The organism is Paenibacillus sp. GCM10027627 (assembly GCF_042675505.1).
GTDB lineage: Bacteria > Bacillota > Bacilli > Paenibacillales > Paenibacillaceae > Pristimantibacillus.
Window position 1 is genome coordinate 57560 of the sequence record NZ_JBHTHB010000004.1, and the last position, 25070, is coordinate 82629.

At 47.3% G+C, this 25070-nt stretch carries 22 protein-coding genes; 4 read left to right on the forward strand and 18 right to left on the reverse strand.

Annotated features, from left to right (window positions below; translation table 11 throughout):
• Positions 1-55: 55 nt before the first annotated feature.
• Entirely contained in the window at positions 56-913 is an 858-nt protein-coding gene (locus ACFQZE_RS14980; protein WP_379358350.1) for an alpha/beta fold hydrolase, read from the forward strand.
• Positions 914-1059: 146 nt separating this feature from the next.
• Here the strand turns inward: ACFQZE_RS14980 and ACFQZE_RS14985 are convergent, their stop codons facing one another.
• From ACFQZE_RS14985 to ACFQZE_RS15015, 7 genes are all read right to left on the reverse strand, one after another.
• Positions 1060-2061 (reverse strand): FecCD family ABC transporter permease, encoded by a 1002-nt coding sequence (locus ACFQZE_RS14985; protein WP_379358352.1) that lies wholly within the window; start codon positions 2059-2061, stop codon positions 1060-1062.
• Positions 2054-3061, reverse strand: coding sequence for a FecCD family ABC transporter permease (locus ACFQZE_RS14990; RefSeq protein ID WP_379358354.1), 1008 nt, complete (start codon positions 3059-3061; stop codon positions 2054-2056). The genes ACFQZE_RS14985 and ACFQZE_RS14990 overlap by 8 nt, the downstream gene beginning before the upstream one ends.
• Positions 3062-3184: 123 nt before the next feature.
• Complete coding sequence (locus ACFQZE_RS14995; protein WP_379358356.1) at positions 3185-5158, reverse strand: ABC transporter substrate-binding protein; 1974 nt, start codon at positions 5156-5158, stop codon at positions 3185-3187.
• 199 nt (positions 5159-5357) lie between these two features.
• Positions 5358-5867: an SRPBCC family protein gene (locus ACFQZE_RS15000; RefSeq protein WP_379358358.1), complete on the reverse strand. Its 510-nt coding sequence runs from the start codon at positions 5865-5867 to the stop codon at positions 5358-5360.
• Between the two features lie 244 nt (positions 5868-6111).
• Positions 6112-6744: a DUF998 domain-containing protein gene (locus ACFQZE_RS15005; protein ID WP_379358360.1), complete on the reverse strand. Its 633-nt coding sequence runs from the start codon at positions 6742-6744 to the stop codon at positions 6112-6114.
• 429 nt (positions 6745-7173) lie between these two features.
• Entirely contained in the window at positions 7174-7608 is a 435-nt protein-coding gene (locus tag ACFQZE_RS15010) for a YciI family protein (RefSeq protein WP_379358362.1), read from the reverse strand.
• Between the two features lie 307 nt (positions 7609-7915).
• Complete coding sequence (locus ACFQZE_RS15015) at positions 7916-9538, reverse strand: S-layer homology domain-containing protein (RefSeq protein ID WP_379358363.1); 1623 nt, start codon at positions 9536-9538, stop codon at positions 7916-7918.
• Between the two features lie 164 nt (positions 9539-9702).
• Between ACFQZE_RS15015 and ACFQZE_RS15020 the strand changes: the two genes are divergently transcribed.
• Complete coding sequence (locus ACFQZE_RS15020) at positions 9703-10035, forward strand: DUF1904 family protein (RefSeq protein WP_379358365.1); 333 nt, start codon at positions 9703-9705, stop codon at positions 10033-10035.
• 95 nt (positions 10036-10130) lie between these two features.
• On the opposite strand, the gene ACFQZE_RS15025 is transcribed toward ACFQZE_RS15020, so the two are convergent.
• The 8 genes from ACFQZE_RS15025 to ACFQZE_RS15060 form a co-directional block, all read right to left on the reverse strand.
• Positions 10131-10952, reverse strand: a complete 822-nt coding sequence (locus ACFQZE_RS15025) for an SDR family NAD(P)-dependent oxidoreductase (RefSeq protein ID WP_379358367.1) — start codon at positions 10950-10952, stop codon at positions 10131-10133.
• A 182-nt stretch (positions 10953-11134) separates the two neighbouring features.
• Complete coding sequence (locus tag ACFQZE_RS15030) at positions 11135-11554, reverse strand: immunity 22 family protein (protein WP_379358369.1); 420 nt, start codon at positions 11552-11554, stop codon at positions 11135-11137.
• A gap of 228 nt (positions 11555-11782) precedes the next feature.
• Positions 11783-13060 (reverse strand): Gfo/Idh/MocA family protein, encoded by a 1278-nt coding sequence (locus tag ACFQZE_RS15035; RefSeq protein WP_379358371.1) that lies wholly within the window; start codon positions 13058-13060, stop codon positions 11783-11785.
• Positions 13061-13151: 91 nt separating this feature from the next.
• A complete protein-coding gene (locus ACFQZE_RS15040; protein WP_379358374.1) occupies positions 13152-14834 on the reverse strand; it encodes a response regulator in 1683 nt (560 codons plus the stop codon).
• A 13-nt stretch (positions 14835-14847) separates the two neighbouring features.
• On the reverse strand, positions 14848-16581 hold the full coding sequence (locus ACFQZE_RS15045; RefSeq protein ID WP_379358376.1) for a sensor histidine kinase: 1734 nt from the start codon (positions 16579-16581) through the stop codon (positions 14848-14850).
• Between the two features lie 41 nt (positions 16582-16622).
• Complete coding sequence (locus tag ACFQZE_RS15050) at positions 16623-17507, reverse strand: carbohydrate ABC transporter permease (RefSeq protein WP_379358378.1); 885 nt, start codon at positions 17505-17507, stop codon at positions 16623-16625.
• Positions 17508-17540: 33 nt separating this feature from the next.
• Complete coding sequence (locus tag ACFQZE_RS15055) at positions 17541-18455, reverse strand: ABC transporter permease (protein ID WP_379358380.1); 915 nt, start codon at positions 18453-18455, stop codon at positions 17541-17543.
• A 108-nt stretch (positions 18456-18563) separates the two neighbouring features.
• Positions 18564-20228 carry an extracellular solute-binding protein gene (locus tag ACFQZE_RS15060; RefSeq protein ID WP_379358382.1) on the reverse strand — a complete coding sequence of 555 codons (1665 nt, stop codon included), beginning with the start codon at positions 20226-20228 and terminating at the stop codon, positions 18564-18566.
• A gap of 227 nt (positions 20229-20455) precedes the next feature.
• On the opposite strand from ACFQZE_RS15060, the gene ACFQZE_RS15065 reads away from it, so the two are divergent.
• Both ACFQZE_RS15065 and ACFQZE_RS15070 read left to right on the forward strand, forming a co-directional pair.
• Positions 20456-21196: an N-acetylmannosamine-6-phosphate 2-epimerase gene (locus ACFQZE_RS15065; protein ID WP_379358384.1), complete on the forward strand. Its 741-nt coding sequence runs from the start codon at positions 20456-20458 to the stop codon at positions 21194-21196.
• Positions 21168-22145, forward strand: a complete 978-nt coding sequence (locus ACFQZE_RS15070) for an ROK family protein (protein ID WP_379358386.1) — start codon at positions 21168-21170, stop codon at positions 22143-22145. Before ACFQZE_RS15065 ends, ACFQZE_RS15070 begins: the two co-directional genes overlap by 29 nt.
• A gap of 154 nt (positions 22146-22299) precedes the next feature.
• Here ACFQZE_RS15070 and ACFQZE_RS15075 read toward each other — a convergent pair whose 3' ends face one another.
• The 3 genes from ACFQZE_RS15075 to ACFQZE_RS15085 all read right to left on the reverse strand — a co-directional run bounded on the left by ACFQZE_RS15075 (position 22300) and on the right by ACFQZE_RS15085 (position 25047).
• Entirely contained in the window at positions 22300-23496 is a 1197-nt protein-coding gene (locus tag ACFQZE_RS15075; RefSeq protein ID WP_379358388.1) for a winged helix-turn-helix domain-containing protein, read from the reverse strand.
• Positions 23497-23633: 137 nt separating this feature from the next.
• Positions 23634-23939, reverse strand: coding sequence for a winged helix-turn-helix transcriptional regulator (locus ACFQZE_RS15080; RefSeq protein ID WP_379358390.1), 306 nt, complete (start codon positions 23937-23939; stop codon positions 23634-23636).
• A gap of 175 nt (positions 23940-24114) precedes the next feature.
• Positions 24115-25047 (reverse strand): VanZ family protein, encoded by a 933-nt coding sequence (locus ACFQZE_RS15085; RefSeq protein ID WP_379359259.1) that lies wholly within the window; start codon positions 25045-25047, stop codon positions 24115-24117.
• Between the last annotated feature and the right edge of the window lie 23 nt (positions 25048-25070).

Genomic DNA, 25070 nt, shown 5'->3' on the forward strand with positions numbered 1-25070 from the left:
AGAGGGTCAAAAAATAGATGAATGGCTTATGAAATAGTAAAGAAGGTGAGAAGTAATGGAAAAGATATATAAGTCAGAGGCAGGCAAACGAGCAGTTTTAGAACAGTACCGAACAATACTTGCTGACTGGCCCGTGGAAAACCGCCAATACGAAGTTGAGACAAGCTTTGGATCAACTTTTGTCATAGAGTCTGGATCAAAGGGTAATCCCCCGCTAATCCTCCTCCATGGAAGCGTGTCGAATTCTTATACCTGGTATGGCGATGTAGCTTCACTTTCTAAGAGCTATAATGTCTATGCGATCGATATTATAGGAGAAGCAGGATTATCGGCGGCAAGCCGGCCCAGCTACAAAAGCGGAGCATATGCTCTATGGTTGAATGAGACAATTGATGCACTTAGCTTAAACACTTGTTCAATTGCAGCTATGTCATTAGGCGGCTGGATGGCACTTCGTTTCGCCACTACCTATCCGGATAAGGTTGATCATTTGGTATTGCTTTGTCCCGGCGGCCTTGCCCATGAAAAAGCCAGTTTCTTATGGAAAGCGATTTTTTTCTCACTCCTTGGAAAATGGGGCGGGCTGCAAACGCTCAAATTAGTAGGTGCGCAAGTTTCTTCATCATCGTTATCCGGATTGGGAGAAGAGCTTGCACTCTCATCACTTACTTTTAAATATTTCAAACCGCGAACAGCAAAAATGCCGCTAATGACTGATCAGTCCCTTTCTCAATTAACTATGCCCATTTTAATGCTTTTTGGCGATTCGGATCAATTAATACCTGCGAGCAAAAGTATTGCGCGACTTAAACAATTTGCCCAACGAGCCAAGATCGAGTTGCTGCCGGATACGGGCCATCTCATCGTTAACCAAGCAGATAGAATACTAACCTTTTTGAAAAATAAAGAGTAGCGACCCTTGTGTCATCGATGATTGTACAGAAACAAACTGGGTTTCTGCTCAAATCAAAGAAAGGCAGTTCCTATTTTCAAGGAATTGCCTTATAGCGGACATCGGAACTATTAACGCGGTGAAATAACTTATTCCACAAGGCGGCCCTATTGGGGGCGCCTTGTTCGACGAAACAGCAAATACATGAAGAAGGGTGCGCCGACTCCTGCCGTGAAGACGCCCGCCGGTATATCAAGCGGCTCAAACAGCATTTTCCCCGCCAAATCCGCAAGCAACAGAACAATTGCTCCCGTCAAAGCCGATGCGGGCAGCAGGAAGCGGTAGTCATGACCGACCAGCCTCCTTGCCATATGAGGGGCGATTAAGCCGATAAAGGACAGCGCTCCAGCAACGCCTACGGCGGCTCCTGCCAACGCAACACTAATGATTAAGGCTAGCAATCTGCTCCGCTGAAGTCTGCTGCCAAGGCCAAGAGCCGTTTCCTCTCCAAGCGATTGAACGTTCAGCTCCCTCGCGCAAAGCAGCGACAAGGGAAGGAACAATGCCACCCAAGGCCATAGCATTTTGATATAAGACCAGTTGGTGCCATAAATGCTTCCCGTCGTCCAATTCAGCACCTGAGCCGCCAAGTAAGCAGGCCCGCTTATTAATAAAAGCGTCGTTAAAGCCCCGGCAGCCGTCGAGATGCCAATGCCGATCATAACCAGCCTGAAAGGGGATACACCCTTGCGCCAAGCAAATGCATAATTAAGCGCCGCAGCAACAAGCGCTCCAGCCACTGCAATAAAAGGGATCCAATGAACGCTTGCTCCCGTTGCCAACGTCATGAACGCTACGACGCTGACTGAAGCTCCGCCTGTAACGCCAAGCACGTCGGGAGAAGCAAGCGGATTGCGCATTACCCCTTGCAACAGCGCTCCCGCAACGGCCAGCGCGGCTCCCACCAGAATAGCCGCGATAACCCGCGGCAGCCGGAATTGCATTACAATCATACCGAATTGTCCGTCTCCGTTGCCCAACAGTGAAATCAGAACCTCAGAAAGCGGCACGCGAACGGAACCAAGCGACAAGGAAACAAGCGCTGTCGCCAGTACGCCAGCCGTCAATACAGCAAGAACAATTCCCTGTCTTCTCTGTAAATTACCCATGCTTCCTCCCTCTCGCTACTCTAATGAGGAACGGTACGCCAATGATAGCCGTCGCGATGCCGACTGGAATTTCTTTTCCTGGAATAATGAATCGGGAAAGCGTATCGGCTGCAACTAGCAACAGCGCTCCGGCTACCGCACAGTACGGAAGCAGCCATCGATGATCGTTGCCGGCAATCGCTCGGCAGAGGTGAGGAACGATGAGTCCCACGAACGCTATCGGCCCAGCCGCTGCAACAGCGCTGCCGGCGAGGAGAATGATGGCGACAACGGCTAGCGACTGTGCGTATTTCTTTCGCAGACCAAGCCCTTGAGCGCTTTCGTCGCCAAGTGCCATAACGTTCAAAGCTCCCGGCAGCAAGGCACAGCAAAGCATACCGGCCGCGATATAGGGCAGCACCAGTTCCAAATGTTCCATGCTTCTGCCTGAAACCGAACCGATCATCCAGAACAGCGCATCTTCCAGCGACTGCTTGTTGATTAGGATCAAGCCCGAAGTCATCGACGAAGCGAACGCCGCAATCGATGCGCCGGCGAGCGCGAGTCGGGAAGGCTCCAGAGCGCTGCCCCTAGTGCCAAGCAGATAGACCAGACAGGCTGCCGCAGCAGCTCCCGCGAACGCAAACCAGATTAAATTCGTTAACGACAAGGATGCGCTCCATAGCGCAAGCGCGGCAACAACAAATAACGAAGCTCCCGAATTAATCCCGAACAAGGACGGCGAAGCCAGGCTGTTCCTCGTCAGCACCTGCATAACGGCCCCCGCAACGGCCAAGCTCGCTCCGACCAAGGCGGCAATCAGCGTTCTTGGCACTCTTGTATTCGTAATAATGAGATGTTCGTTGGACCCGTCGAATCTATTATACGATAGCCATAAATCGTGAAGTCCAAATGTGTGCAAGCCGTACAGGACGCTAGCCAGCATGCTCGCGAGCAGTAAGGCGATGCCGACTATCAGTCCTGCCGTCAGCCGGATGTTTTTGGCGGTCCGTTCTGCCATTATCGTATCTCCTCGTATCCGCTGCCTCCTGCTCAAGCAAACAAGCCGACACCGTCAATCGACGGACGTCAGCTTGTGCTTTACACGGGCAAGCGGCTTTTCTTATTTACCGCTGCGCTTCTCTCATTTCGTTTCGAAATAAGCAACGATTTCATCCAGCAGCAAGTTCGCCGCCTCGTAACCGCCTGCCGTGTTCCAAATCGCTTCGTTTACCGGAACGACTTTGTCGGTTTTGGCGACATTAAGATTTTTGAACAGCGGATCGTTCATCCATTCCTCTACTACCTTCGCTGCATCCGTACTGCCTGCCTTCTCCGTCACGAAGTAGAAAAGCACATCCCCATCCATGCTCGGAATCGTTTCTTTCGACATGACTTCCATGAAGGAATCCTTATCCTGCGACTCCGGTCTTGCGAAGCCGAGCTGTTCTAGAAGAACGCCGGAGAATGTTTGTTTCTGATAGATACGGACTTGGGACGCCGAGAAGCGAGCAACCGACACTTTCGTATTCAGCTTATCTGTCAGCTTAGCCGAAGCCTCTTCGACCCGCTTGTCGAATTCAGCCATCAACCGCTCTCCCTCTTCTTTCTTTCCAAGTGCTTCCATATACAAGTTGAAGTTGATCTTCCAGTCGCCTGCCAAATCTTCCGAATAGATCGTCGGGGCAATCTGCTTCAACTGCTCGTATATTTTTTCCTGCCTTACTTTGTTGCCTATGATCAGATCCGGCTTCAAGCTTGCGATGAGCTCGATATTAGGCTGAATCTCGTCGCCGACGACTTCTACGCCTTCCATCCTTTCGGCAATATGCTCGTACCATGGGTCTCCCACCCAAGATTGTACGGCGCCTACCGGCTTGATGCCCAATGACAATAACGCCTCAGTACCTTCATTTGTCAAAATAACAACGCGCTCCGGTGTTCCAACGATCGTTTCTTCACCCATCGCATGTTTGACTACCCGGCTTTCGGTCGCATTCGCTTCAGCAGTCGGCGATGGCGACACAGCTGCCGTATTGCTAGGGCTGGCCGATCCCCCGTTTGTGTTGTTCGAATTGGCTGTTCCGCCTCCGCAAGCTCCTAGAAGCATAGCGAAGCAGATGACCAAAATGGCTAAAGAACGTCTGGACTTGCTGTACATAGTAAAATCTCCTTCTTTATTGTATTGATAATGATTATTAATACCACTACCAATATACCGTTGCAGCCTTCTTCCGACAATGGACAATCTCGACAGTCGAGATGGATCATATGACATCGCACTATCTTTAACTGCGGTTGTCCGATATTGGATCGGAGACATGCCGATATGCTTTTTGAACAAACGGCTAAAATAATAGTGGTCGGCATAACCGACGCTCACCGCAATATCTTTGACGGGAATCCCCGTATGCAATAGCAGCTCCTTGGCCTTGTCCATTCGGAACTGAATGAGGTAATCAATTGGAGTCGTATTCCACTTCGATTTGAATTTTCTAAGCAGCATGCGTGAATTGCATTCCAGCAGCTCTTCCAATGTCTCCAGCGTAATGGGCTCGCTGTAATGCTCCTCCAGATATCGAACCGCCTGCGAGACAAGATCCGAGGCAACAGGATGAATCCCCTGTTCTTCCAATTGCCTCAGATGCTCATGAATGAATTGATAGAAGCTGGAACGAACAAGCAGCTTGCCTCGCGCGTCCGGCTGGCTCCAGTGCTTGTCCATCTCTATCAACTTGCCCTGCATAAATACAGGCTGGCTGACTGTCATAGCGAAACGGTCTTGAAACGGGTTGTTTGTCTCCATCAGATAGTGCAGCTCCTGATGTGCAGGCATAGGGAACGAGCCCTTGTAGAGGATCATATAATAGTGAAAGTCGACTTCTGGCGTTATCGCCAGGCGAAGTCCTTTCCCGCCATGCAGCAGCACATTCGACTTAGCCTCGATCCGTTCCTCCTCCCACTGAATAACGGCTTCGCCGTGCGACACATATAAAAAGGCGCTCGAAGGCAAGCGATAGTCGTTCAACATCTCCCCTTGTCTCATGAGAACGCTGCGTATATCCATGATGCGTATATGAGAATAGTTCCACAATTTGACCCGGGGCTCCAGCTCCATTGCTACCTCTCCCTCGCTTTAATAACATTTTCTTATAGTTTAAATGATAATAATTATCATTGTCAACAAAATCCCTTTCCTACCTGTCAGCGCTGCCTTCCCTTGTCATATTCTATTCAAGTCTCGGAGGGACGACATTTACGGTAGCACTATCGATGATCAACTAAAAAAGACGCCCTGTTGGACGTCTTCAGTTCGTTTAATTTTTTTGCTCCGACACATATTGTTCTAGCTGATCGAAAGTTCCCCCGAAGCCTTGGTTCATCGAGTCGAACATTCCCTCAAAGAAGCTGCGCTCTTCTTCGGTAACATTGATCGCTCTGCTGCGAAGGGTCATTGTAGTTGCACCATTATTTTCGCTAAAGGTAACTTCATTGCGAATTTCGAGCGGAATTAGTTCACTAAATGGAGACCTGATGATGTTGCCCGCCTCATCCGAAAAGCTGTTATGCCAAACAATCTTCTCGGGAGACTTGATCTCCTGATACACAAATTTCCCCCACATTTGATTGCCGTCAGGTGCTTGCATGCCATAGTGGAAAAATCCACCCTCGCGAAAATCAAGATGCTTTACAATGACTTCAAACCCTTTTGGTCCCCACCATTGCTTCAGATGCTCTGCCTCAGACCATACTTGAAATACAAGCTCGCGCGGCGCATCAATCTCACGAGTAATGACTAGCTCTTTATTATCCGTATTGGACGTCATATGAATTCCTCCAAATAATTTGTATTATTATTTCTTGATTTAAATATACCTTAATAGGAATATTCCTGTCAACGAATATTTATAATAAAGGTGAGTCCGCTATCGTGACCGTCCGATTGATCCAGCAGTTTCCTTTACTATTATTTTAAATTTAATCTAAATGAATACCTAAGGGGCTAAAATACACTTGATTTTAATGAATATCTAATCGGAAGTGCTGATATGTGCTGCCCTATCGTATCCGTTAGCTACCTTCATTCAGCAGTCGAGCGGCTAAAGAAGAAACCCAACCGAAAGCGATCATTCCAGCAATCGCCATAATGACGCCAACAAAGCTGCTGATAACCATGCCTGCAACAATCAGCAGTGGTGCGAGGATCGCAGACAAAAGGCAGTAGACTCCCCAGCCTCGTTCACCTAGTACGCGGAAACGCCGGGAGAACGCAACCATTGCCGCAATCAAGCAAATAAAAGCCATGAAGAATGCCAAGGAATGAAGCGCCGCTTCGCCGCTCATTGAAGTCGGTAGACCTTCAGGAGCACCTGAAGGAAATCCAAGACCGGGGTCGGGCTTAAATAGCCCTGCCATAATCATGCCGACTCCATAAACTCCAATTAGCCATAAACCTGCTCTACCTTTTCCTTTCTTGAATAAACCGTACGCCCCAATAGCGGCCAAAATGGCTAATAAGCCCGTTACGATGAAGTTAACGCTTTGAATCCATCCCAAGTCGCCCAAAGTAAGGGTACTGATTGCATGACGCTTGATATCAAATCCTGTACGAGTAAATGCCTGTGCAATTGCAATGAGGAAAAACAAAGGTGCGGAGATGGCTCCCCCAAGCAAAAATAATCTTGTCCTATAATTGTGTTTCATTTAAATCCTTCCTCTCTTATCATTAGTTTTTTTGAAAAAAGATATTTAGCTCCGAAGGGATGAGTTTTGCATTTAATTGCTTAGAATGGCCGAGACCTTTTTTTGCTTAACAGCTTCGCATTTGGCAGCATGTCAGCAGTCTCCTTTGCACCGTAGCGCAGCCAAACAGCGCTTTCGGTTCCTTCAAGCACTTGGTTCCGTCTTTTGAGGTTATGAAATTCATGTTCAACTCTCCTCTACTTTGTGTTCATGCTTGCTTCCTCTTGCTTCTTGCTTCTATAAATAACGACGAACCGCTGACGGCAAGATCGACAACTTCTGAAAATAAGCTTTCGCGATCACTCGATCAAATGACTCCCCAATAAAAAAACCGCCCCATAAAGGGCGGCAGAAATCCTGTTTTATAGCGCTGGCGTGCAACATAGTCGGTTAAGAACGGGAAAGGCTCTTAAGCGCATCATTTAGCACATTATGCTCTTGGAGCAGTTGAGGGCTGTCCGTCAACTCATGAACTTCCAACACTTGGCGGATTTCAATCTGCCCCTCGCCGAGTCCATGAGGATCGGGCATCCGCATCGCCCATTCGATTGCTTCTTCCCTAGATACTGCCTCGATTAGTGTATATCCTGCGATAATGTCCGTCGCTGCACTGAAAGGTCCGTCCATAATGACCGGTTTGCCGCCCATTACCGGATAGGAAATTCGAATGGCATTTGTACTAGGATGCAAGCCGTCAGCTGCAAGCAAAATTCCTGCCTTGACCAATTCCTCGTTGTACCGCACCATTGCTTCGAGCAATTCAGGTTTTGGAGGTGTACCTCTCTCACAATTTTTCGTTGCTTTTACAATCATCATAAATTTCATTTATAACTTCCTCCTTCATGTAGAGTTCGACCGATTCAGCCTCAATTACAATTTGGTATCAGTCTCTACATACACAACGAGCGTTATTTGCACATATCGACACGAGGTAGAGTTTTAATTTATAAAGCTCCCTGCTTGATACGCTAGAAAGTGCCTGCTCGCCAGCTCTATGGCGTCCAATCTTAAGAGACCTTAATCCATGTCGGAGAGCTATCCCCGTAAATTTGTAGATGGTTCTTATAAACAAGGAACTCCAAATCAAATAGGCCATCCTGTTAAGGACGGCCTACTCTCAATAATCCCGTTATTATGGAGAAGAAAAGGAATAATCATAATACTTCTCTGCGTTGCGTAAGCTTTGCCACACGTCTTTACTTTCCCCGCCGATGTACCAATAGGCTGTTCCAGCTAATTTTTGATTGGCGACTAAAGCAAACTTGGCTGTTAACGATCGGCCTTCCTCAAGCCAAATCGTATGCTTCATAGATTGTTTCATATAGCTGGCAACATATTGGCCTGATGGTTCATCCCAAACGGGCTTAAGGGAATAAGTCTTCATCATCTCGTTTTGTTTCGTGAGCGTAATAAATTCCGAGGAAGATACAGAACCATCCGGTTTCAATGTCCAGTCGCGATTGTAGAAGGGCAAAACAAGAATAACCTTTTGGCTTGGCACAACCTTAAGAAGCGTATTCACAGCTTTAGTGACATAAGGAAGTGAAGCATTGGAGCCTGCGCCAGAAAGCTCGCCATAATGCTCGTCGTATCCCATCATGACCATATAATCGGCTTGCTTGCCAAGTGCGGCATAATCGAAGGCCTCCGTCCAATCCGTACCTAGATCAGGGGAAACATCTATCGATAACACCGCCTTTTGGGCATGGAGTTTTTCAGCTAATAAAGTAATAAACGTCGTAAATGATTGACGATCCTTTGGAGCCACATTTTCAAAATCAATATTGAGCCCCTGTAAACCGTATTTTTTCACGGAGTCTACTAATTGATTAATAACTTTGTCTCTAGCTGTTGCAGTCGTCAACATTTGATGCGTAGCTTCTTGGTCAAATCTATTGCCGACCATAGGCCAAATCTGCTTATTATTTTTCTTCGCCCACGCAATGAGCGTTGTATCTGTCGTATTGGTTATATCGCTCGTTCCATTCGTGAAATACCAACGAGGAGACAACGTATTCACATTTGATTGTAAAATATTATTTTGATATTGTGCCGTCGTTTGTCCATATTGCCATCCAAGAATAATTCGTTCATTCGGCTTTGCCTCAAGCTCACGGACCCAACTGTCCTTTTGCAAAACCCGATCCATCAATACAGCCGTTTCCTGCCTTGATATAGGATCAGTCGGTCTGAAATGGCCCGTCATGTCGCCTTTTATTACCCCCAGCTTCTGAACTTCAGAAATGGATGCACTCGCCCAATCCGCAATTTGGTCTCCGTCTTTAAACGCTGTGCTCGAAATCGGCTTATTGCCTGTTTGTTTCAATGCCCTTGCCATCCACACGGCTGCTTCCTGACGAGTAACGGATTGGTTAGGCGCAAAGGCCGTTGCCGATGTGCCCTTCGCAATTCCAAGTTGAACAGCAGCTTGTATAAAGCCATAGTACCAAGCATTCTGCACCACATCGTTGTAAGGAGTAATTGGACTGGCTACGGGCTCTAGTTTCAATAAACGGTTTAGTATGGCAATAAATTCGGCCCTTGTTACCGCTCTGTTAGGCGAGAAGCTGGTTGCTGATGTACCGGTTATTATTTTTTTGTTATACAAGTTTATAATTTCGTTTTTGGCATAGCTCGTGCTTATATCATTAAAAGACGCTGCACTAGCAGCAACCGAAATAGGCGAGAAAGAACTGCCTAATGCAATTAAAATAGCAGATGTCGCGATAAGTATTTTGCCAACCCAATCTTTCACATGATCCCTCCTGATACTAACTCAGGAATCATATCAAAGATTTAGTTTTTGATCATCGTCAAATTATTGGTAGAAGCATTGTTCTCCGTTTGCCACAGAGGGACCCCTCCATATACAATAAGAAATTGACAAGGGCTAAAGCCATATCGATAGGAGGATATTAGATGCCGCAATTAATTTTTAGAGGAGTTCCAGCCGAGGGCATACGTTCCATCAGCATACCGCTTGTAGAGGAGATGGCCGCCATATGCCAATGTGGAACGGATAATTTCACCTTGGAGGTTCTGCACGTTACCGCTATATTCGACGGAAAATATACCGATTCGTATCCCTTCATTGACGTATGGTGGTTTGAGCGGGGCGAAGAAGTTCGCGATAAGATGGCCGAGGCCATTGATCGTCATGTCCGGTCGCTCGGTATTCCCGATTTGGAAATTTCCTTCCGGGTTGGCCGGGAAGAGGACTTTTATATGAACGGGCGCCGTTATCAGTCATAGCTTAGGACCATCTATGTTGTAAAAAAGCTATGGCAACAAGCTGACTCCGTTATTTCACTGGGGTCAGCTTGTTTAGTTTTCATTTCAGGCGATCCTTATTGCTCCTCTCGAAGATTACGAATATTTCTTATCTTCTGAACCCACGCTTTATGTAATAGTCGCGGGAATAAACGGTTAATACGCCAAGCCCATTTCACATTTTCCGGGAAAATGATAATTTCTTTATTTTTTAAAACCCCAGCTAATATAGTAGTTGCCGCCTTTCTCCCCTCCATTGCTTTAACTGGCAAGCTTGCAACCAGCTTTTCATTTTCAACATTTGCGACCGTCATGTTCTTATAGATATTGGTTTGAACATGGCCTGGGCAAATGGTGCTTACTTTCACACCCAGATCCACACCTTCATAACGCAAGGACAACGAAAGACCCACCACCGCATGTTTACTTGCACAATACGGCGCATTTCCTGGCTGCGGCATTAATCCAGTTGCGGATGCTGTGTTGACGATATGACCAAATCCCTGCTTGGCCATTACCTGATAAGCAAATATCGATCCATACAAAACACCGTTATAATTAATGAGCATAACCTTTTCCCATTGCTGGAATGTCAAATCGCGCACATCGCCGCCAATCGCAATTCCTGCATTATTAAACATGTAGTCGAGCCGTCCATACTTTAAGAAGGTATCCTCTATCATATTTTTAACATCTTGTTCGCTGGAAACATCGACAGCCACGTAAGCAGCTTTACCGCCATTTTTTTCAATCACGGCTACAACATGTCTCGCATTCTCCTCATGAATGTCCGCAACAACAACGATAGCGCCTTGATGAGCAAGCTCCTCGCAAAGCGCCTTCCCAATTCCAGCGCCTCCGCCGGTAATAATGGCTACTCTTTCGACAAACTGATTCACGAGCAACACCTCCATATGGTCCAGATCGTAATCGTCTTCGCTAATGTATACGGCTTATACTTAGTTCAGTCCCATAAATTCCCTCTATTCTTTATTCGAAGGAACATACGAAAGTTCGGCGGAAATTTGCCCGTTTGAGTCAACAGGATGGAAAGACGGTTCTGCTAATCATTATGTTCAAACTATTGACTCTCGTACTCAATACTTGCAATAAGGCAGATCAAAGAACTTGGCAGTGAGTCTGATTGGTCGCTTTGAAATAATTCATCATTAATGGCACCATAAAGTGAATCGTTGCCGTACAAAAGAATAATTGAATGATAAGCTCGCATATATTCATCAATCGCAGCTGGAAGTTGTTTACCAAATGAACCGTGTGGTGAATAGTCTATCTTCAAATACTGGATAAAAGCTATTCGCTCTTCCTCATTGTTGAAAAAATGAGCCTCTAAAAAATCCTTGTCAATGTATCGATACCCTAGTTCTGCTAGAAAGGCAGAGGGCTGAGCTTCTCCGTCATTGTCGTAAACAGCCTCGACATAAGCATGTAATTCTTCCTCTGAAGAGAAGTTTGCTCCCCAAATTTTTACGATATGTTTCATCTAAACTCACCTACTATTATTCTATTTTTAAGAAAGAAGACAGGCAAAAATCAATTCTAATTATATTACTAAATGTTAATCCCATTATAATAGGCATTATTTCTGAGTCCATCTTCTTTCCACTTTTATTTACAAAATTAAAGGGCATCGGGTCAATATTCCGTTCATTTTCTTCAGCTTAACTGCCCAACTTAAAAAAGCCGGTTCCCAAAAGGAACCGACTTTTCATTAAGAGGTAACTTCCTCCTCCACCGTAAGCAAATCCGATAGCCGCACCGCAAATCCCTCGTGCAAGCGGGAATACTCGGCGGCAAACGCCATAAGATGGCTTTGCAGGGATGCCGTTGCTGACGTCAAGCCATGCGACGGGTTAAGCTCAAACTGGCGGACGTCGCGCAGAAACGAACCAACCATTCGCTCATCGCCGCCGCCATGGCCGTCTCCCTCCACATGGCAGCGAATCTCGGCCTGCTCTCCCGTCGCATAACGGAACAACGTGAAGGATCCCTTATCCATATCTCCAATAATTTCGCCATGCGTCCCCATAATTTGAACCCGGCGAGTGCCGCTTTGCGTCAATCCCGACATGATGAACGACGCGTTCGCGCCATTTTCAAAAGCCAGATTGACTACCTGATGATCCACCACATTGTTGTCGCAGCGGTAGACGCAGCGTCCGAACGGCCCTTCCTTCAGCGCCTTCAATATTCCTTCTTGCGATAAATCGTTAGTTATATAACGCGCCCACGGGTGATGCGGAGGCTGGATATACATTTTCAACGCCGAAAATGGACATTCCCTTTCCACTGCGCAGCCATCGATGCACCTGAGCGTCGAGCCTTCCGGAGCGTTCCCTTCCCGGAAATGCAGCAACGAGCCGTATGAGCTCACGCTCGTACAAGGCTGATCCATCAGCCAGGAAATGATGTCCAGATCATGGCAGGACTTCGCCAATATCATGGGACTAGTTTCCTCCGAATTGCGCCAATTGCCTCGCACATAACTATGCGTCATATGATGATAGCCGACATTTTCGGTTAATTGAATCGTCCCGACGGTGCCAAGCTCCCCATCCTGAATACTCTTCTTGATCCCCGACCAAAACGGAGAGTACCTAAGCACATGCGTCACTACCAGCAGCCTCTTATGGCGGAGCGATGCCTGCTCAAGCCGGATGCATTCCTCCAAGGAAGGAGACATCGGCTTCTCCAGCATGACATGATAGCCCAGCTCCATCGCTTTCATGGCCGGCACGTAGTGCATTCGGTCGAGGGTGCAAATAATCATTACGTCAGCAATGCGGCCTTGCTCGAACGCTTTCTCCCAAGAATCATACACAAACTCCGGCGCGATGCTATGAATCTCCGCAAACCGGCTTCTGCGTTCCCCATCCGGTTCGGCCACCGCAACGATCTTTAGTTCATTCGGAAACTTTTCCGCGTAAGGCCCATAAATATATTTTCCTCTGCTGCCTGCGCCAAGCAAAACGGCTGTTAAAGTGTTCACGCCTACTCCCCCTCTTAGCCTCATCTGTACTTCCCATTGTAAAAGGAGGCTGGATGAGGAGAAAGAGACTGTTCATGACATCCATATACAATTATTGACCTTTCGCTTGCGCTCCGGCACGGGCCGTCCGGAAATCCTGCGGCGTCGTTTCGTTCATCTTTTTGAAAAAGCGGATAAACGCAAGCGCCGAGTTATAGCCAAGCTTGGCAGCTATTTCGTTGACCTTCATTGACGTGTTCAAAAGCATATCGATCGCAATGACATTCCGGTAGTCATTCACATATTTCGATAATCCGATTCCGGTCATCTGCTTATAAAGCCGTGACAAATAGGATGGATTCAAGCTGACGTAATCGGCCAAAGCCGTCAAAGAGATATCCGTTTCTATATTTTCCTCGATGTAGCGATGCACTTTATTGACAACTTCAGTCGGCAGCAGGGTGCCCCTCAGCGTATTCCACTCGAAAAAGCAGTCGGCTAACCGACTATAATATTGAGTCAGCTCCGACCATGAGATGGAATCGCCTTGACGGAATAACGGATCGAGATCCATCTGCGTATTGACGTAATCGCAAATATCTTGGTTTTTGTGCAAATAAAACAGGAACACTGCCGATAATGAATGGTACAATTCAATCTTCCGCTCATTTGAAGTGCCCGAATCGGCCCAAACGGATGTAAGCTCGGCATAAAGTTTGTGGAACGGTTCGCGATGGTTGTTTTCCAGACAGCTCATTAACAATTGAACGCGGGCATGGTAGAAGCTGTCCCGATAGCTTTCCGTTTTGTCGCTGGAGTCTCGCAGCCCGATATCCTTGTCGGTCAGAATGACCTCATGAAACAAACCGTGCCCCTGCACCAAGCCATATTTTATGGAATGAAATCGGTCCGAAACGTTGCTCCAAGCAATCGGTTCACTGCCGAGCAGAAACGAGACCGACAAACCGAGCAGCTCTTTGCATGTCCCTTGGACCGCCTCCAATATTCCGCTCGCGTATCGGTGCGCGCTGTTCCAATCCAAGCTGCCGGGGTCTCCGCCAATGACCCCCGATGTTTTCGGCTGAAACAGCCAAACGATTTTCGACAGTTCGAATACGACCGAATAACCATTCACCTGCGCAGTCAAATATTCATCGCCCACGTTTTGCAATGCGTAAACGAGCAGAGCTTTGTCGGGAGCGGTAAACAACTCCCTCCAGGCGTCAATTCGGCCGACAAGCATATAGACTGGCAGAGACGGATCAAGCGGAATATCGATTTCTTTAAAAATGTGAGCCAACTGGCTTTCCGTTACTCGTTTGCCTTGAAGAAGGCCCCACATGTATTCCTTCTGCAAAGAAGGCAGTGCCCTTCTCATTTTGGACTCCGCGGCTGACAGTATTTGCGCTTGACCCTGTTCTTCCTTCAGCTTTGCAATAGCGCGCTCAATGGCCCCAACGATTTTTTCGTCGCTTTCCACCTTCAAGATATAGTCAAAGCCGCCAAAGGTAATCGCATCTCTTGCATATTGGAAATCATTATACCCCGTTAAAAAGATGACTTTGCAAGCGGGCCATTGCGGCAAAACTTCCCTCAGCAGCTCGATCCCGCCAATACCGGGCATCTTAATGTCGGACAATACGATATCGATGCGATGCCGGGATAAAACTTGAAGCGCTTCTTCGCCCGAATAAGCCTTATGCACCTCCAGCTGCAAATGCTCCGTTTGCTGAAACAGCTCCAGCAAGCCGTCTACAATAATAGGCAGGTCATCCACGATTAGCAGTCTGTACATGCTGATTCCTCCCTTAGCTCGCGCTCAGTTTGATTGCTACCTTCAGCCCTCCCAGCTCGGACCGCGACACCGAAAGACCGTATTCCGCTCCATAACGCAGCTGAATCCGGCGGTGTACGTTCATCATCCCGGTTGTTTCCTCGATCCGGTTCGTCGAATACAGCAGCTTCTTGCGCAGCCCATCAATGCCTTCGTCCGTGATGCTCCGCCCGTTATCCTCCACATAGATGGAGAAGTCATCCCCCTTCAGCTCGCTGTGAACCCATAGCTCGCCCGGCTCCAGCATATTGCCCAGCGCATGCTTATATGAATTCTCGATAATAGGCTGCAAGATCAGTCTCGGAACGGAGAAGTTCGGCGCATCGCCTTCAAACAACACATCGATTTTCTCTCCGTAACAGATCGACTGCATTTTGACATAGGTCCGGGAGTGCTCGACCTCAAGCGCCAGCGGGATGTCATCTTCATCGTTGCGGGTAATGAACTGGAAGTATTGTCCGATATAGAGGCAAAATTGATAGGCCTTCTCCTTCTGCCCCTCCGCCTTGATCAACCGGCACAGAACAAAAAAACAATTATATAAAAAATGAGGATTAATTTGCGATTGCAGCCGCTTGAGCTCCGAACGCTGATTGCGGATTTGCCCCTCGTAATTTTCTTCAATTAACGTCTTTAAATAACGCACCGTATCGTTAAAAGCTTCATACAAGTAGCCGAACTCGTCGGCTCCGCGGTCGATGACGATGGGGTCCAGCCTGTTTTGCTGAACGCGGCGGAAGGAATGAACCAGCTTCATTAAAGGCCGATAAATAAACCGCAACAAAAAATACGTAAAAAACACCACGATAACAGCCGCAAGCGCACAAGCCCACCAAAACAGAGTACGGTACATTTGCAGCGCGCCAAGTACCGTTTCCTCCGGGATGCACGTAATGGAGTAAGCGTTCCAAAGCTCAGAGTATTGATAAACGGCAAGAAACCTTTGATCCTTGTACTGGATCGTTTCATAACCGCTAATTGATAGCGCTTCCTTTTTTCTTTCTGCGAAGGCTTTCATTTCTTCCAGCCAGTCGTCATCCGCACCGCTTTGGATACTCCATCCTCTGTCCAGGTTGAGCAGCGCCGTATGTCCGCCTCGTTTGCCGCCGATTTGCGAAATCGTTTCTTTAATTTTGGCGGTAGACAGCTCGACTCCTACTACATACAACGGTTCCCTCGACGTATTAATCGGATATTGCATCGTAATGAACAACCGCTCTCTCCAATAAATAAACGGTTCCTCGTATAGCTTCGTGTTGTGCTGCATCGTCGCGTATTCCAAATCATCGAGAAACGTCTCATAGTTGTTGCTAAGCACCGTGCGCCCGATGAGCGGAATATAAGCTTTTGCTTCCTTTATGAACGGACTGGAGTTTTTCATCAATTCCAGACGTCTCTGGACATCCAATATGTTGCGGGAACGATCGTACGAACTCATGTCATTGCCCGTTGTCGCAATTTCCATCAAATCTTTGTCCATGACGTAATTGGGCAAATAACGGCTGATTCGGTCCGCTTCCTTATCGAGCGAATCCATATAAAACTGCGTCGTATTTAGCACCGATACCGATATTTCGCTGCGGATCGTATCCGAGCCTTTTTCGATAATCATCCACGTAATAGCCAAAAGCGGCAATAAGGCCGCCAGAAAGGCAGCCATAATCTTTTTGAAAATAGAGGAATCATGCAAGAAGAATATGCTTTTCATCGATTGTTCCCCCCGCCCTAAAAAGGTAGAGCGCATCTATTCTATTCTTTGACACTCCCCATGACGATGCCTTTAATAAAAAATCGTTGCAGGAAAGGATATACGATTAATATCGGAAAAGCAGCCACAAAAATTTGCGCCGCCCGGCTCGTTCGGTCCGACAGCTTAATGAGAAGCTCCGCATTTTCCGCCTTGATGAACCTGAAATCCATCTTAATGATAACGGTCTGGAGAAACGTTTGGAGCGGGTAATTTTCAGTATGATTCATATATAGCATGCCGTCAAACCAACTATTCCAATGGCCCACCATCGTAAAAAGTCCCGTCGTGGCCAAAGCCGGCAACGATAGCGGCACATAAATTTTCCAAAGGGTTGTAAAATGGCTCGCACCGTCAATCCGCGCGGATTCCTCAAGTTCCTTAGGCAGGCTGCGGTAGAAGTTTAGCAGCAGAATGATGTTAAACACAGGGATGGCGGTCGGCAGCACAAGCGCCCACATCGTGTCAATCAGGCCTAGCGACTTGACCGTCAAGTAGGACGGAATAAGGCCGCCGCTGAACAGAATCGTAAACACGAATACCCAAGCGTACAGCGTTCTGAGCCGAAGCTGGCGCGGGTCTTTCGATAACGGGTACGCCGTAATAATCATAAGCACCATACTAATCGATGTCCCGAGGACGACACGCTGGATCGATACCCAGAAGGCTCGCAAATATTCCGGTTTTCCGAATACGTTTTCGTAAGCGGCGGTGGTGAAGTCGACCGGCCATAGAGAGACCTGACCGGCCGCTGCCGCATTCCCTGAGCTGAATGAGATCGCTAAAATATGAATGATCGGCATCAGACATAAGAAGGATATGAGCAGCAGGAAAATATAGTTGCATGCTACAAAAATGGTTCTGCCGGGTGATCGGCTAGTAATCACGGTCATTCTCCTTTCTGCAAGGCGGATGCATCGTTAAAAGATGCGGTAATTCGCGAGGCGGTAAGCCAAAACGTAAGAAAGCGAAATGAAAATAAACGAAACGATCGATTTTAAAAGGCCAACGGCGGTAGCGAAGCCGAACTGCGCCTGCTGAACGCCCATACGGTACACAAAAGTATCGATAATATCCGCACTTTCATAGACAGGAGGGCTGTACAGATTAAAGATTTGTTCGAAACCGGCATTCAGCACATTGCCGATATTCAGCGTAAGCATTAACACAATGATCGGCATCATGCCGGGCAAAGTGACATGCAGCGTTTGCTTGAACCTTCCGGCGCCGTCTATTTCAGCCGCTTCATACAGCGAAGGATTGATGCCCGTCAGCGCGGCCAAATAAACAATGGTGCCGAATCCGAATTCCTTCCACACGTCGGAGACCACCATGACATACGGGAACCAGTCATTGTCTCCTAGAAAAAAGATGGGCTTAATGCCGAATACGGCTAGCAACTGGTTGAGCACCCCTGACGACGGCGACAACACATCTACCAATATGCCGCTCAGCAATACCCAAGACATAAAATGCGGCAAATAAACAAGCGTCTGAAACGTTCGTTTGATCCATTCTCTCCGCAGCTCGTTAAGTAGAATCGCAACGGTAATCGGTACAAACAGACCCGCCACAATTTTCATAACGGCAATATAGATCGTGTTGAAAAAGATGCGGCCGATATCGGGATATTCCATTAATAAACGGAAGTTTTTTAGCCCGATGAAGGGTGATCCGAATAGTCCCTTGTTCGGTACATACTTTTGGAAGGCCATAATGATGCCCATCATTGGCACATAGCTGAAAATGAGCACCAAGCCAATAGCCGGAAGCAGCATCAGATGAAGAGGCCATTCCCTCTTCCATAGCCGCGATAGCGCTGATAGTCCACTCATGCGTTTCACCTCGTTGTTAGCTGAATCGGATTTGTCCGAAAGGCTAATAAAAAGAGGGATTGTTCCCTTGCACCCAATCCCCCGATTTATCCGCTTTGCGATTTGTGCTTACTTGTGAGTGGCGTACCACTCGTTTACTTCCTTCGTCATTTCATCTCCGCCAAGCTTCTTCCACTCCACGACGAATTTATCGAACTCATCGACGGGCACTTGGTTCATGATGATTTTGAAGAAAACTTCATCCCTCTTCTTAATCAAAATTTCTTGTCTATCCACCATGGCCGGTGTTGGCGCGCCGTAAAATTTGTTTTGCAAATACTGTTTGTTTTTCTGGATGTCAGGCACGAGCGAATAGACGCCTTTTGGACCGGAGATCAAATACTCCCACCACATGCTTGTGTCGCCGTCCACATATTTCATCGCGCGCTCATACCGCGTTTTATGATCCTTTGTTTGCAAGATGCTTGTATCTTTGTTCTCAATGGCTTTCGGCAAAACTTCACCGTTGTTGTCCAATTGTTTGCCTACGCGCAGAGGACTGAGCAGCCAATAGTTATTGCCTTTTTCCTTACGGTCTTTGCCAAACTCGTAAACCTTCTGCTCATCTGTCGGATGGTTGTCGACCGCGATCCATTGGTTCAGCAGTCTGATGACGCCTTCCGGATGCTTCGCTTTTTTGGAGATGACGTAATATTCATCTACGCCAAGGCCGATTTGCCCAAGCGCCGGAGAGCTGTCAACCGTAGGGATCGGGAATGCGCCCCACTCTTGCACCACTTTACCGTCCTTCACGGCGCCTTTCACCAATTGAGCAGGCGTCCAAGATGCGCCGAATACCATACCGATGCTGTTGTCGTAAATCAACTCGGCTGCTTTTTCGGTGTCTTTAACCGCAAACTCGGGATCTATTAATCCTTTTTTGAACATTTCTTGCAAAGCGGCAAGCGCATCCTTCACCTGAGGTTGAATGTCGCTGTTGACCAAACCTCCGTTGCCGTCTTCGATCCAAATATTTTCATAGGCATGATAGCCGTTTAGGAAAGCTCGGAGGCCCGTAACGCCCGTTTCAATGCTGAACGGGTTTTTGCTGACGGCTAGCCCGTAAGGAGTGCCTGTTCCGCCGGGGTCTTTGGCCTTAAACGCCTCTGCGATTTGCATCATGTCCGTCATCGTTTTTGGTTCCGGCAAGTTCAGTTCCTTGAGCCAATCCGTACGCACAAACAAGTATTGGTAGCTGTATGGATTGTAGGAGCTTGGAATGCCCATTAGCTTGTCGTCGAACAAGGCCGTCTTCATCTGCATGCCGCCGTCCATCGTCAGGAAGTTTTTGGTTTCTTCCGTAGCATGCTCGTTATACACTTCCGTCAAATCCATAATCATGTCCGCTTCAGTCAATTCCTTCAACTGAGTTGCGTTGACGAGCATAAAATCGGGCAAATCGTTGGAGGCGATTGTAATTTTCACCTTCTCTTTAAACTGGCTCACATCCGCTACCCATTTGTTCGTAATTTTGACGCCGATATCTTTTTCGTACGCATCGTAAACTGCGTTTTTCTCGAAGCTTTCGCCTTCATCAAACTTTAAGTATTGGTCGCTTGGCGAAACCGTGGAAACTTCAATCACTTCGGTTTGCCCGCCTTGTTCTGCTGGTGCGCTGGCACTTGCGCTTGGACTTGGCGAGTCAGTCCCATTGTTTGTACCTTTGCTGCATGCGGTAACGGCGAGACAAAGGATCATTGCGACGATCATAAGCACTTTCTTTTTCTTCTTCATGCTACCCCTCCAGATGATCTCAATGTGAATGTCGCTGCGTCTTTCATAGCTCTAGTATAGAAAGGAGATCGCGCTCCATCCATATACTACTCTTTACTTTCGTATACACCTCTTGACAAAGCTTTAAATTGGTAAAAGTTGGTCTTTTCTCGCGTTCACTCTTCCCATAAATTGATTATGAAGTAGAGAAAAAACAGAAGCCTATTCCATTAAATCGGAGGGAATCTATGAAGAGTTTAACCCGTTTCTTTTCTAAAAAAGGATTAATCGTATCTTGCCAGGCACTTCCGGATGAGCCGCTCTTTGGCGGCGACACGATGGCCAAGATGGCGGATGCAGCAGTCCGGTCAGGCGCTGTAGGCATTCGAACAAACGGAGCAGACGATATTATGTCCATTAAGCAAAAAGTTAAAGTGCCGGTGATCGGGCTAATTAAACGGGAGCTTTCAGGGTCGGAAGTTTTTATTACCCCGACGCTTGACGAGGTTATTACAATCATAGCCGCTGGCGCTGATATCATTGCACTTGATGTTACCGATCGGGAAGGAAGGCTGGAAGCAATAAAACCTCTCATCAACTATGCGCATCGGAATGGCGTTGCTGTAATGGCCGATGTGTCTACATTTGAAGAAGGGGTTGCAGCCGAGCGGCTTGGGGCCGACTTCGTCGGAACGACGTTATCTGGCTATACGTTCTATAGTCCGCAGCAGGATGAGCCTGATTTTGAGTTAGTTGAACGGTTGAGCGCAACGTTGAACATACCTGTTATAGCGGAAGGCCGCATAGGCTCCCCCGAACAAGCCGCGAAGGCGATGCAAGCTGGCGCTTCATTTGTTGTCGTAGGCAGCTCTATCACTCGACCGCAGATTATCGCAAGCCGTTATGTTGAGGCACTGAAAGGGCTGAGAGACTGCGAAGACCATGAGGGTGGTGACGACATTGACAACATTGACGACAGAGTTATTTGAACCGACGTCGACATTTGCCATTGGCGTGGATATCGGGGGAACGAAAATTAATGCGGGGATCGTAACAAATGAAGGAGAAATATTGCTTTCGGAAAGCATAGAAACGTTGGCAGGTAAAGAAAACACGGTACTCCGCGTGCAACTAGCCATTCAGCATGTCATGAAGGAGGCAAATAAGAAATGGCCGGATATCCGGTATCGCGGGATAGGCATTGGGACTGCCGGTCAAGTCGACTGGCATGAAGGCAGTATTCGGCATGCTTCAGAGCTTATTCCGGGGTACAGCGGAGTGCAGCTTAAGTCGGTTTTTCAAGCGCAATACGGATTGCCCGTTTGGGTAGACAATGACGTCAATGTTCTCGCATTAGCGGAGATGAGGCTGGGCGCTGGAGTTGGCAGGCGTCACTTCATTTGCCTTGCGCTTGGAACGGGAGTCGGCGGCGCCATTGTTGCCGATGGCCGTCTGCTTCACGGCGCATGGGGAGGTGCCGGAGAGATCGGTCATCTATCGGTCGACTTTCGGGGTATTTCTTGCGTTTGCGGCTCAAGAGGCTGTTTGGAACAATATGCGTCGGGAACAAGCATCGCTAGGCAGATGCGTGAGCGTCTCTCCGCTAGTGGCAATCCCCATGATGGGATTAGCGCCCGTGACGTATTCTCCCTCTGGCAAAAAGGCGATCCGCTGGCCGCTCAAGTCATGGACGAAACGATAGCCGCGCTTGGCGCAGCTATCACTTCGCTCATCCATATTTTTAATCCAGAATTGATCGTCATCGGCGGCGGGGTAGCAGAATCCGGTAAAACGCTTGTGAACCGGCTGCGCGAGGAAGTCAGCAGACAGACCATGCCATCGCTTGGGGGTGGCGTGCATATTGAAGCCGCCCGCCTCGGTAATTGGAGCGGCATGATTGGGGCAGCCTTGCAAGCTTGGGAATACGAAACAGATTAGAGTCATGTAATAATAACTCATGCCAAAAAGAAAAAAAGAGGGACATCGCCCCTCTTTTTTAACTACACCTTCGGCTCACACTCTTCTCAAAAACCAATGCTATACAAATTCGTATCCGGTAAAAACTCGTCATAACGGGATCATAGAACTGGAGCTATCCGTTCAAGGACTCCATTGAAATCGTCTTGCATCCGTTGAATAATGTAAATCTTTGTATACATTTGTTTAAAGCTGTTCGCACTGGCTTGGTTGGCTTTACGCCGTTTTCGTACCAGATGTTTTTAACAACTAGCGTCCCCGATTTTCTCTCAGCAATTATCTCGGCTCGCCCAATGAAACTTTCTCCGTATAATAGCGGCAGCACATAATAACCAAACTTCCGTTTGACCGCAGGCGTATAGATCTCCCAAGTGTAATCGAATCCAAACAATTGCTGAATCAGCCTTCTGTCCCATATGAAATTGTCTAGTGGGGCAATCAGCTCACAGCGCAATTTCGGCGCCGGATTTTGCAGGACGGCTTCAATAAGCGGCAAATCCTCTGCGCAGCAGTACAGTGTATCCTTCATTTGTTCCACGGCAACTGCAACAATGCGAGCTTCGTTCAACAGCTGTTGGAAAACTTCGTTGCGCTGCTCCGCTTTCAATCCCCTAATACTCAGCCAAGCATCGGATGCGCGATTCCATAAAAGACCAACAGCGCCGATTCGGCGCAGTACCCGCCACTTCTGATGCTCAAGCTCATCCTTCAACGGCTCCGGCGCATTCAGCAGCTCTGGATGGATGTATTTCCCCGCGATATCGTAATATTTACGCGTTCCTTTTTTGTGATGAATGATCAAATCGCCAGTTGTATACATCTGTTCCAGCACCGAGCGAGTTAAGTTGTCTCCCCCGCTCCAATGGATCGCCGATTGCCAAGTGAAATGGCCCTCCAATTTTAAATCACTGGAACTGAGTACACCGTGGTCTTGAATATGAGCCAGTACTTGCTCCGACAGCCCTTCCATTTCGGGATAGCTCTTTGCGTGTTGCCTTGCAGCCTGCCTGTACCTCTCAAAATACGGCCAGTCCTCGACAGGTATAATAGCGAGACACTTGTCGGGGTAATCAACTAATAATCTATCATGATAAAGCAGCTCATCGAGCATGTTCTTAGTAAATCCTTTAATTCGCGACTGCAGCACCAATTCGGCGTTTTTTCCGCAGACATCGATAGGATCGTATTGAATGCAGCCGACTTGCCGCACAAAATCCAATACTCCCTGCTTTCCGGTAAATGAATATTCGCCCAGTAGCCCATGCTTCAATAACAGAAACTGTCGTGCCTGGCGGTTCGTCAACTGGATCATGTATGCATCAGCTCCTCAATAAACAAACGCATGTTCCCATAAATATTAACATTGTCATAAGCAGGAAAACAAGAGCTTTTGATAAACACTGTAGGCTTGCCCCGCGATTGAAAATCCACCTATGTGGAACAGTTGACCTACTGCTTGTTCTCCTTCATCTTTGGCAAAATGTGCTCTTCTCCCCACTCGCATATCTTATCAAGAAATACAATCATCGATCGTCCTGACGAAGTCAGCGTATATTCCACTCTCGGTCGAGGCTCCGGATATGATTTTCTTTCAATGATTCCGTCACACTCCAATTCGCGAAGCTGCTCTGTTAATATTTTTTTCGAAATGGATGGAAGATGCCTTAGTAGTTCGCTATAGCGTGCTGGCTTATCATTTTTGTATATATACCGGTATATGGGGATTTTCCATCTCCCGCTTAATATCGATAACACAATCTCAACGCAAGTTTTAAGGCCACCCTGTATAGGATGGCCTTATCGCTTTCATACACCGCCAATGCGGATATTGGCGCTCCGGTTGATGGAATCCGTTTCGTTTAAGACGACCTCTCCCAACAGCCTGTTAGTTTCTCTTAAAACAATCACAAAGTAAACACGGTCCCCGAACTCACTTCCACTCATACTTCATCTCTCTAAATCCCAAATCCCATACTGACGCATTTCCCGAAATCGTTATCGTAACCTCTTTCCCACGGTCGACATACACTTGGAACATATCCGGCTCACCGCGTTGACCATCTGCAGATTTGGACAGGTATTCCTCTCCGTCGATAGAAATAATGATGCTTCCAAACCAATCCTTCTGATCGGGAATTCCATAATTTAAATAAAGATAATGCTCCCGTTTGCCTATCTTATAGGTGTACGTTTCGATACTTTTTCCTTCGAAGCTAAATAAGTTATATTTGGGCTCTACATTTTGACCGCCAACTTTGAAATTGTTCAATTTGGTTCCTATTAATGTATTTCCTCTGCTATCTTTAAGTTCGTTTATAGCTACAAAGGGACCTAACTCTTGCGTATACTTATTGTCGATAATACCGAAGACTCCCCCTACTCCGGCTAATATGACAATCGCTGAAAGACCGGTAATAGCGAAATTTCCCCATACGTTTTTTGTACGAAATCCAATTTTGTACGCCCCGAAACCGATTGCTGCCCCCAACGTGTTTTGAATGACGTCGTTCATATCGAAGCTGCCAAGCAACGTTAATGCCTGTATCGTTTCAATTATGAAAATGGACAGAAGGAACATCGCTATAAATCGAATAAAGCTAATCCGGTATAACAACGGGATCAATATTCCGAAAGGAATAAACGCTGCGAAGTTCCCAAAATCCACTAAACTCATCAGTGTTGGTTGGAGAAGTTCGGATAAGCTTGGCACTCTAAAAAAACTGTCCGGCAAAAAAATAAAGGTATAATCGTTTGTTCGCTCTACGGTATCCAATCTTCCGAAACCGAGAAAAATAAAATATAGAATTAAGACGGTATAGACTACGGTTATAGAAAAAATGATTTTGCGCTGCTTTGCAGTCATGATTTGCTCCTTTACATAACGAA

Excerpts from the sequence above, each read along its gene's own strand:
- ACFQZE_RS15045 (WP_379358376.1), bottom strand. The coding sequence starts at position 16,581 with ATGAAAAGCATATTCTTCTTGCATGATTCCTCTATTTTCAAAAAGATT.
- ACFQZE_RS15005 (WP_379358360.1), bottom strand. The coding sequence starts at position 6,744 with ATGAAACACAATTATAGGACAAGATTATTTTTGCTTGGGGGAGCCATC.
- ACFQZE_RS15075 (WP_379358388.1), bottom strand. The coding sequence starts at position 23,496 with ATGATCCAGTTGACGAACCGCCAGGCACGACAGTTTCTGTTATTGAAG.
- ACFQZE_RS15055 (WP_379358380.1), bottom strand. The coding sequence starts at position 18,455 with ATGAGTGGACTATCAGCGCTATCGCGGCTATGGAAGAGGGAATGGCCT.
- ACFQZE_RS15040 (WP_379358374.1), bottom strand. The coding sequence starts at position 14,834 with ATGTACAGACTGCTAATCGTGGATGACCTGCCTATTATTGTAGACGGC.
- ACFQZE_RS15085 (WP_379359259.1), bottom strand. The coding sequence starts at position 25,047 with ATGACTGCAAAGCAGCGCAAAATCATTTTTTCTATAACCGTAGTCTAT.
- ACFQZE_RS15020 (WP_379358365.1), top strand. The coding sequence starts at position 9,703 with ATGCCGCAATTAATTTTTAGAGGAGTTCCAGCCGAGGGCATACGTTCC.
- ACFQZE_RS14995 (WP_379358356.1), bottom strand. The coding sequence starts at position 5,158 with ATGGAGCTGGAGCCCCGGGTCAAATTGTGGAACTATTCTCATATACGC.
- ACFQZE_RS14980 (WP_379358350.1), top strand. The coding sequence starts at position 56 with ATGGAAAAGATATATAAGTCAGAGGCAGGCAAACGAGCAGTTTTAGAA.
- ACFQZE_RS15030 (WP_379358369.1), bottom strand. The coding sequence starts at position 11,554 with ATGAAACATATCGTAAAAATTTGGGGAGCAAACTTCTCTTCAGAGGAA.
- ACFQZE_RS14985 (WP_379358352.1), bottom strand. The coding sequence starts at position 2,061 with ATGGGTAATTTACAGAGAAGACAGGGAATTGTTCTTGCTGTATTGACG.
- ACFQZE_RS15000 (WP_379358358.1), bottom strand. The coding sequence starts at position 5,867 with ATGACGTCCAATACGGATAATAAAGAGCTAGTCATTACTCGTGAGATT.
- ACFQZE_RS14990 (WP_379358354.1), bottom strand. The coding sequence starts at position 3,061 with ATGGCAGAACGGACCGCCAAAAACATCCGGCTGACGGCAGGACTGATA.
- ACFQZE_RS15065 (WP_379358384.1), top strand. The coding sequence starts at position 20,456 with ATGAAGAGTTTAACCCGTTTCTTTTCTAAAAAAGGATTAATCGTATCT.
- ACFQZE_RS15010 (WP_379358362.1), bottom strand. The coding sequence starts at position 7,608 with ATGAAATTTATGATGATTGTAAAAGCAACGAAAAATTGTGAGAGAGGT.
- ACFQZE_RS15060 (WP_379358382.1), bottom strand. The coding sequence starts at position 20,228 with ATGAAGAAGAAAAAGAAAGTGCTTATGATCGTCGCAATGATCCTTTGT.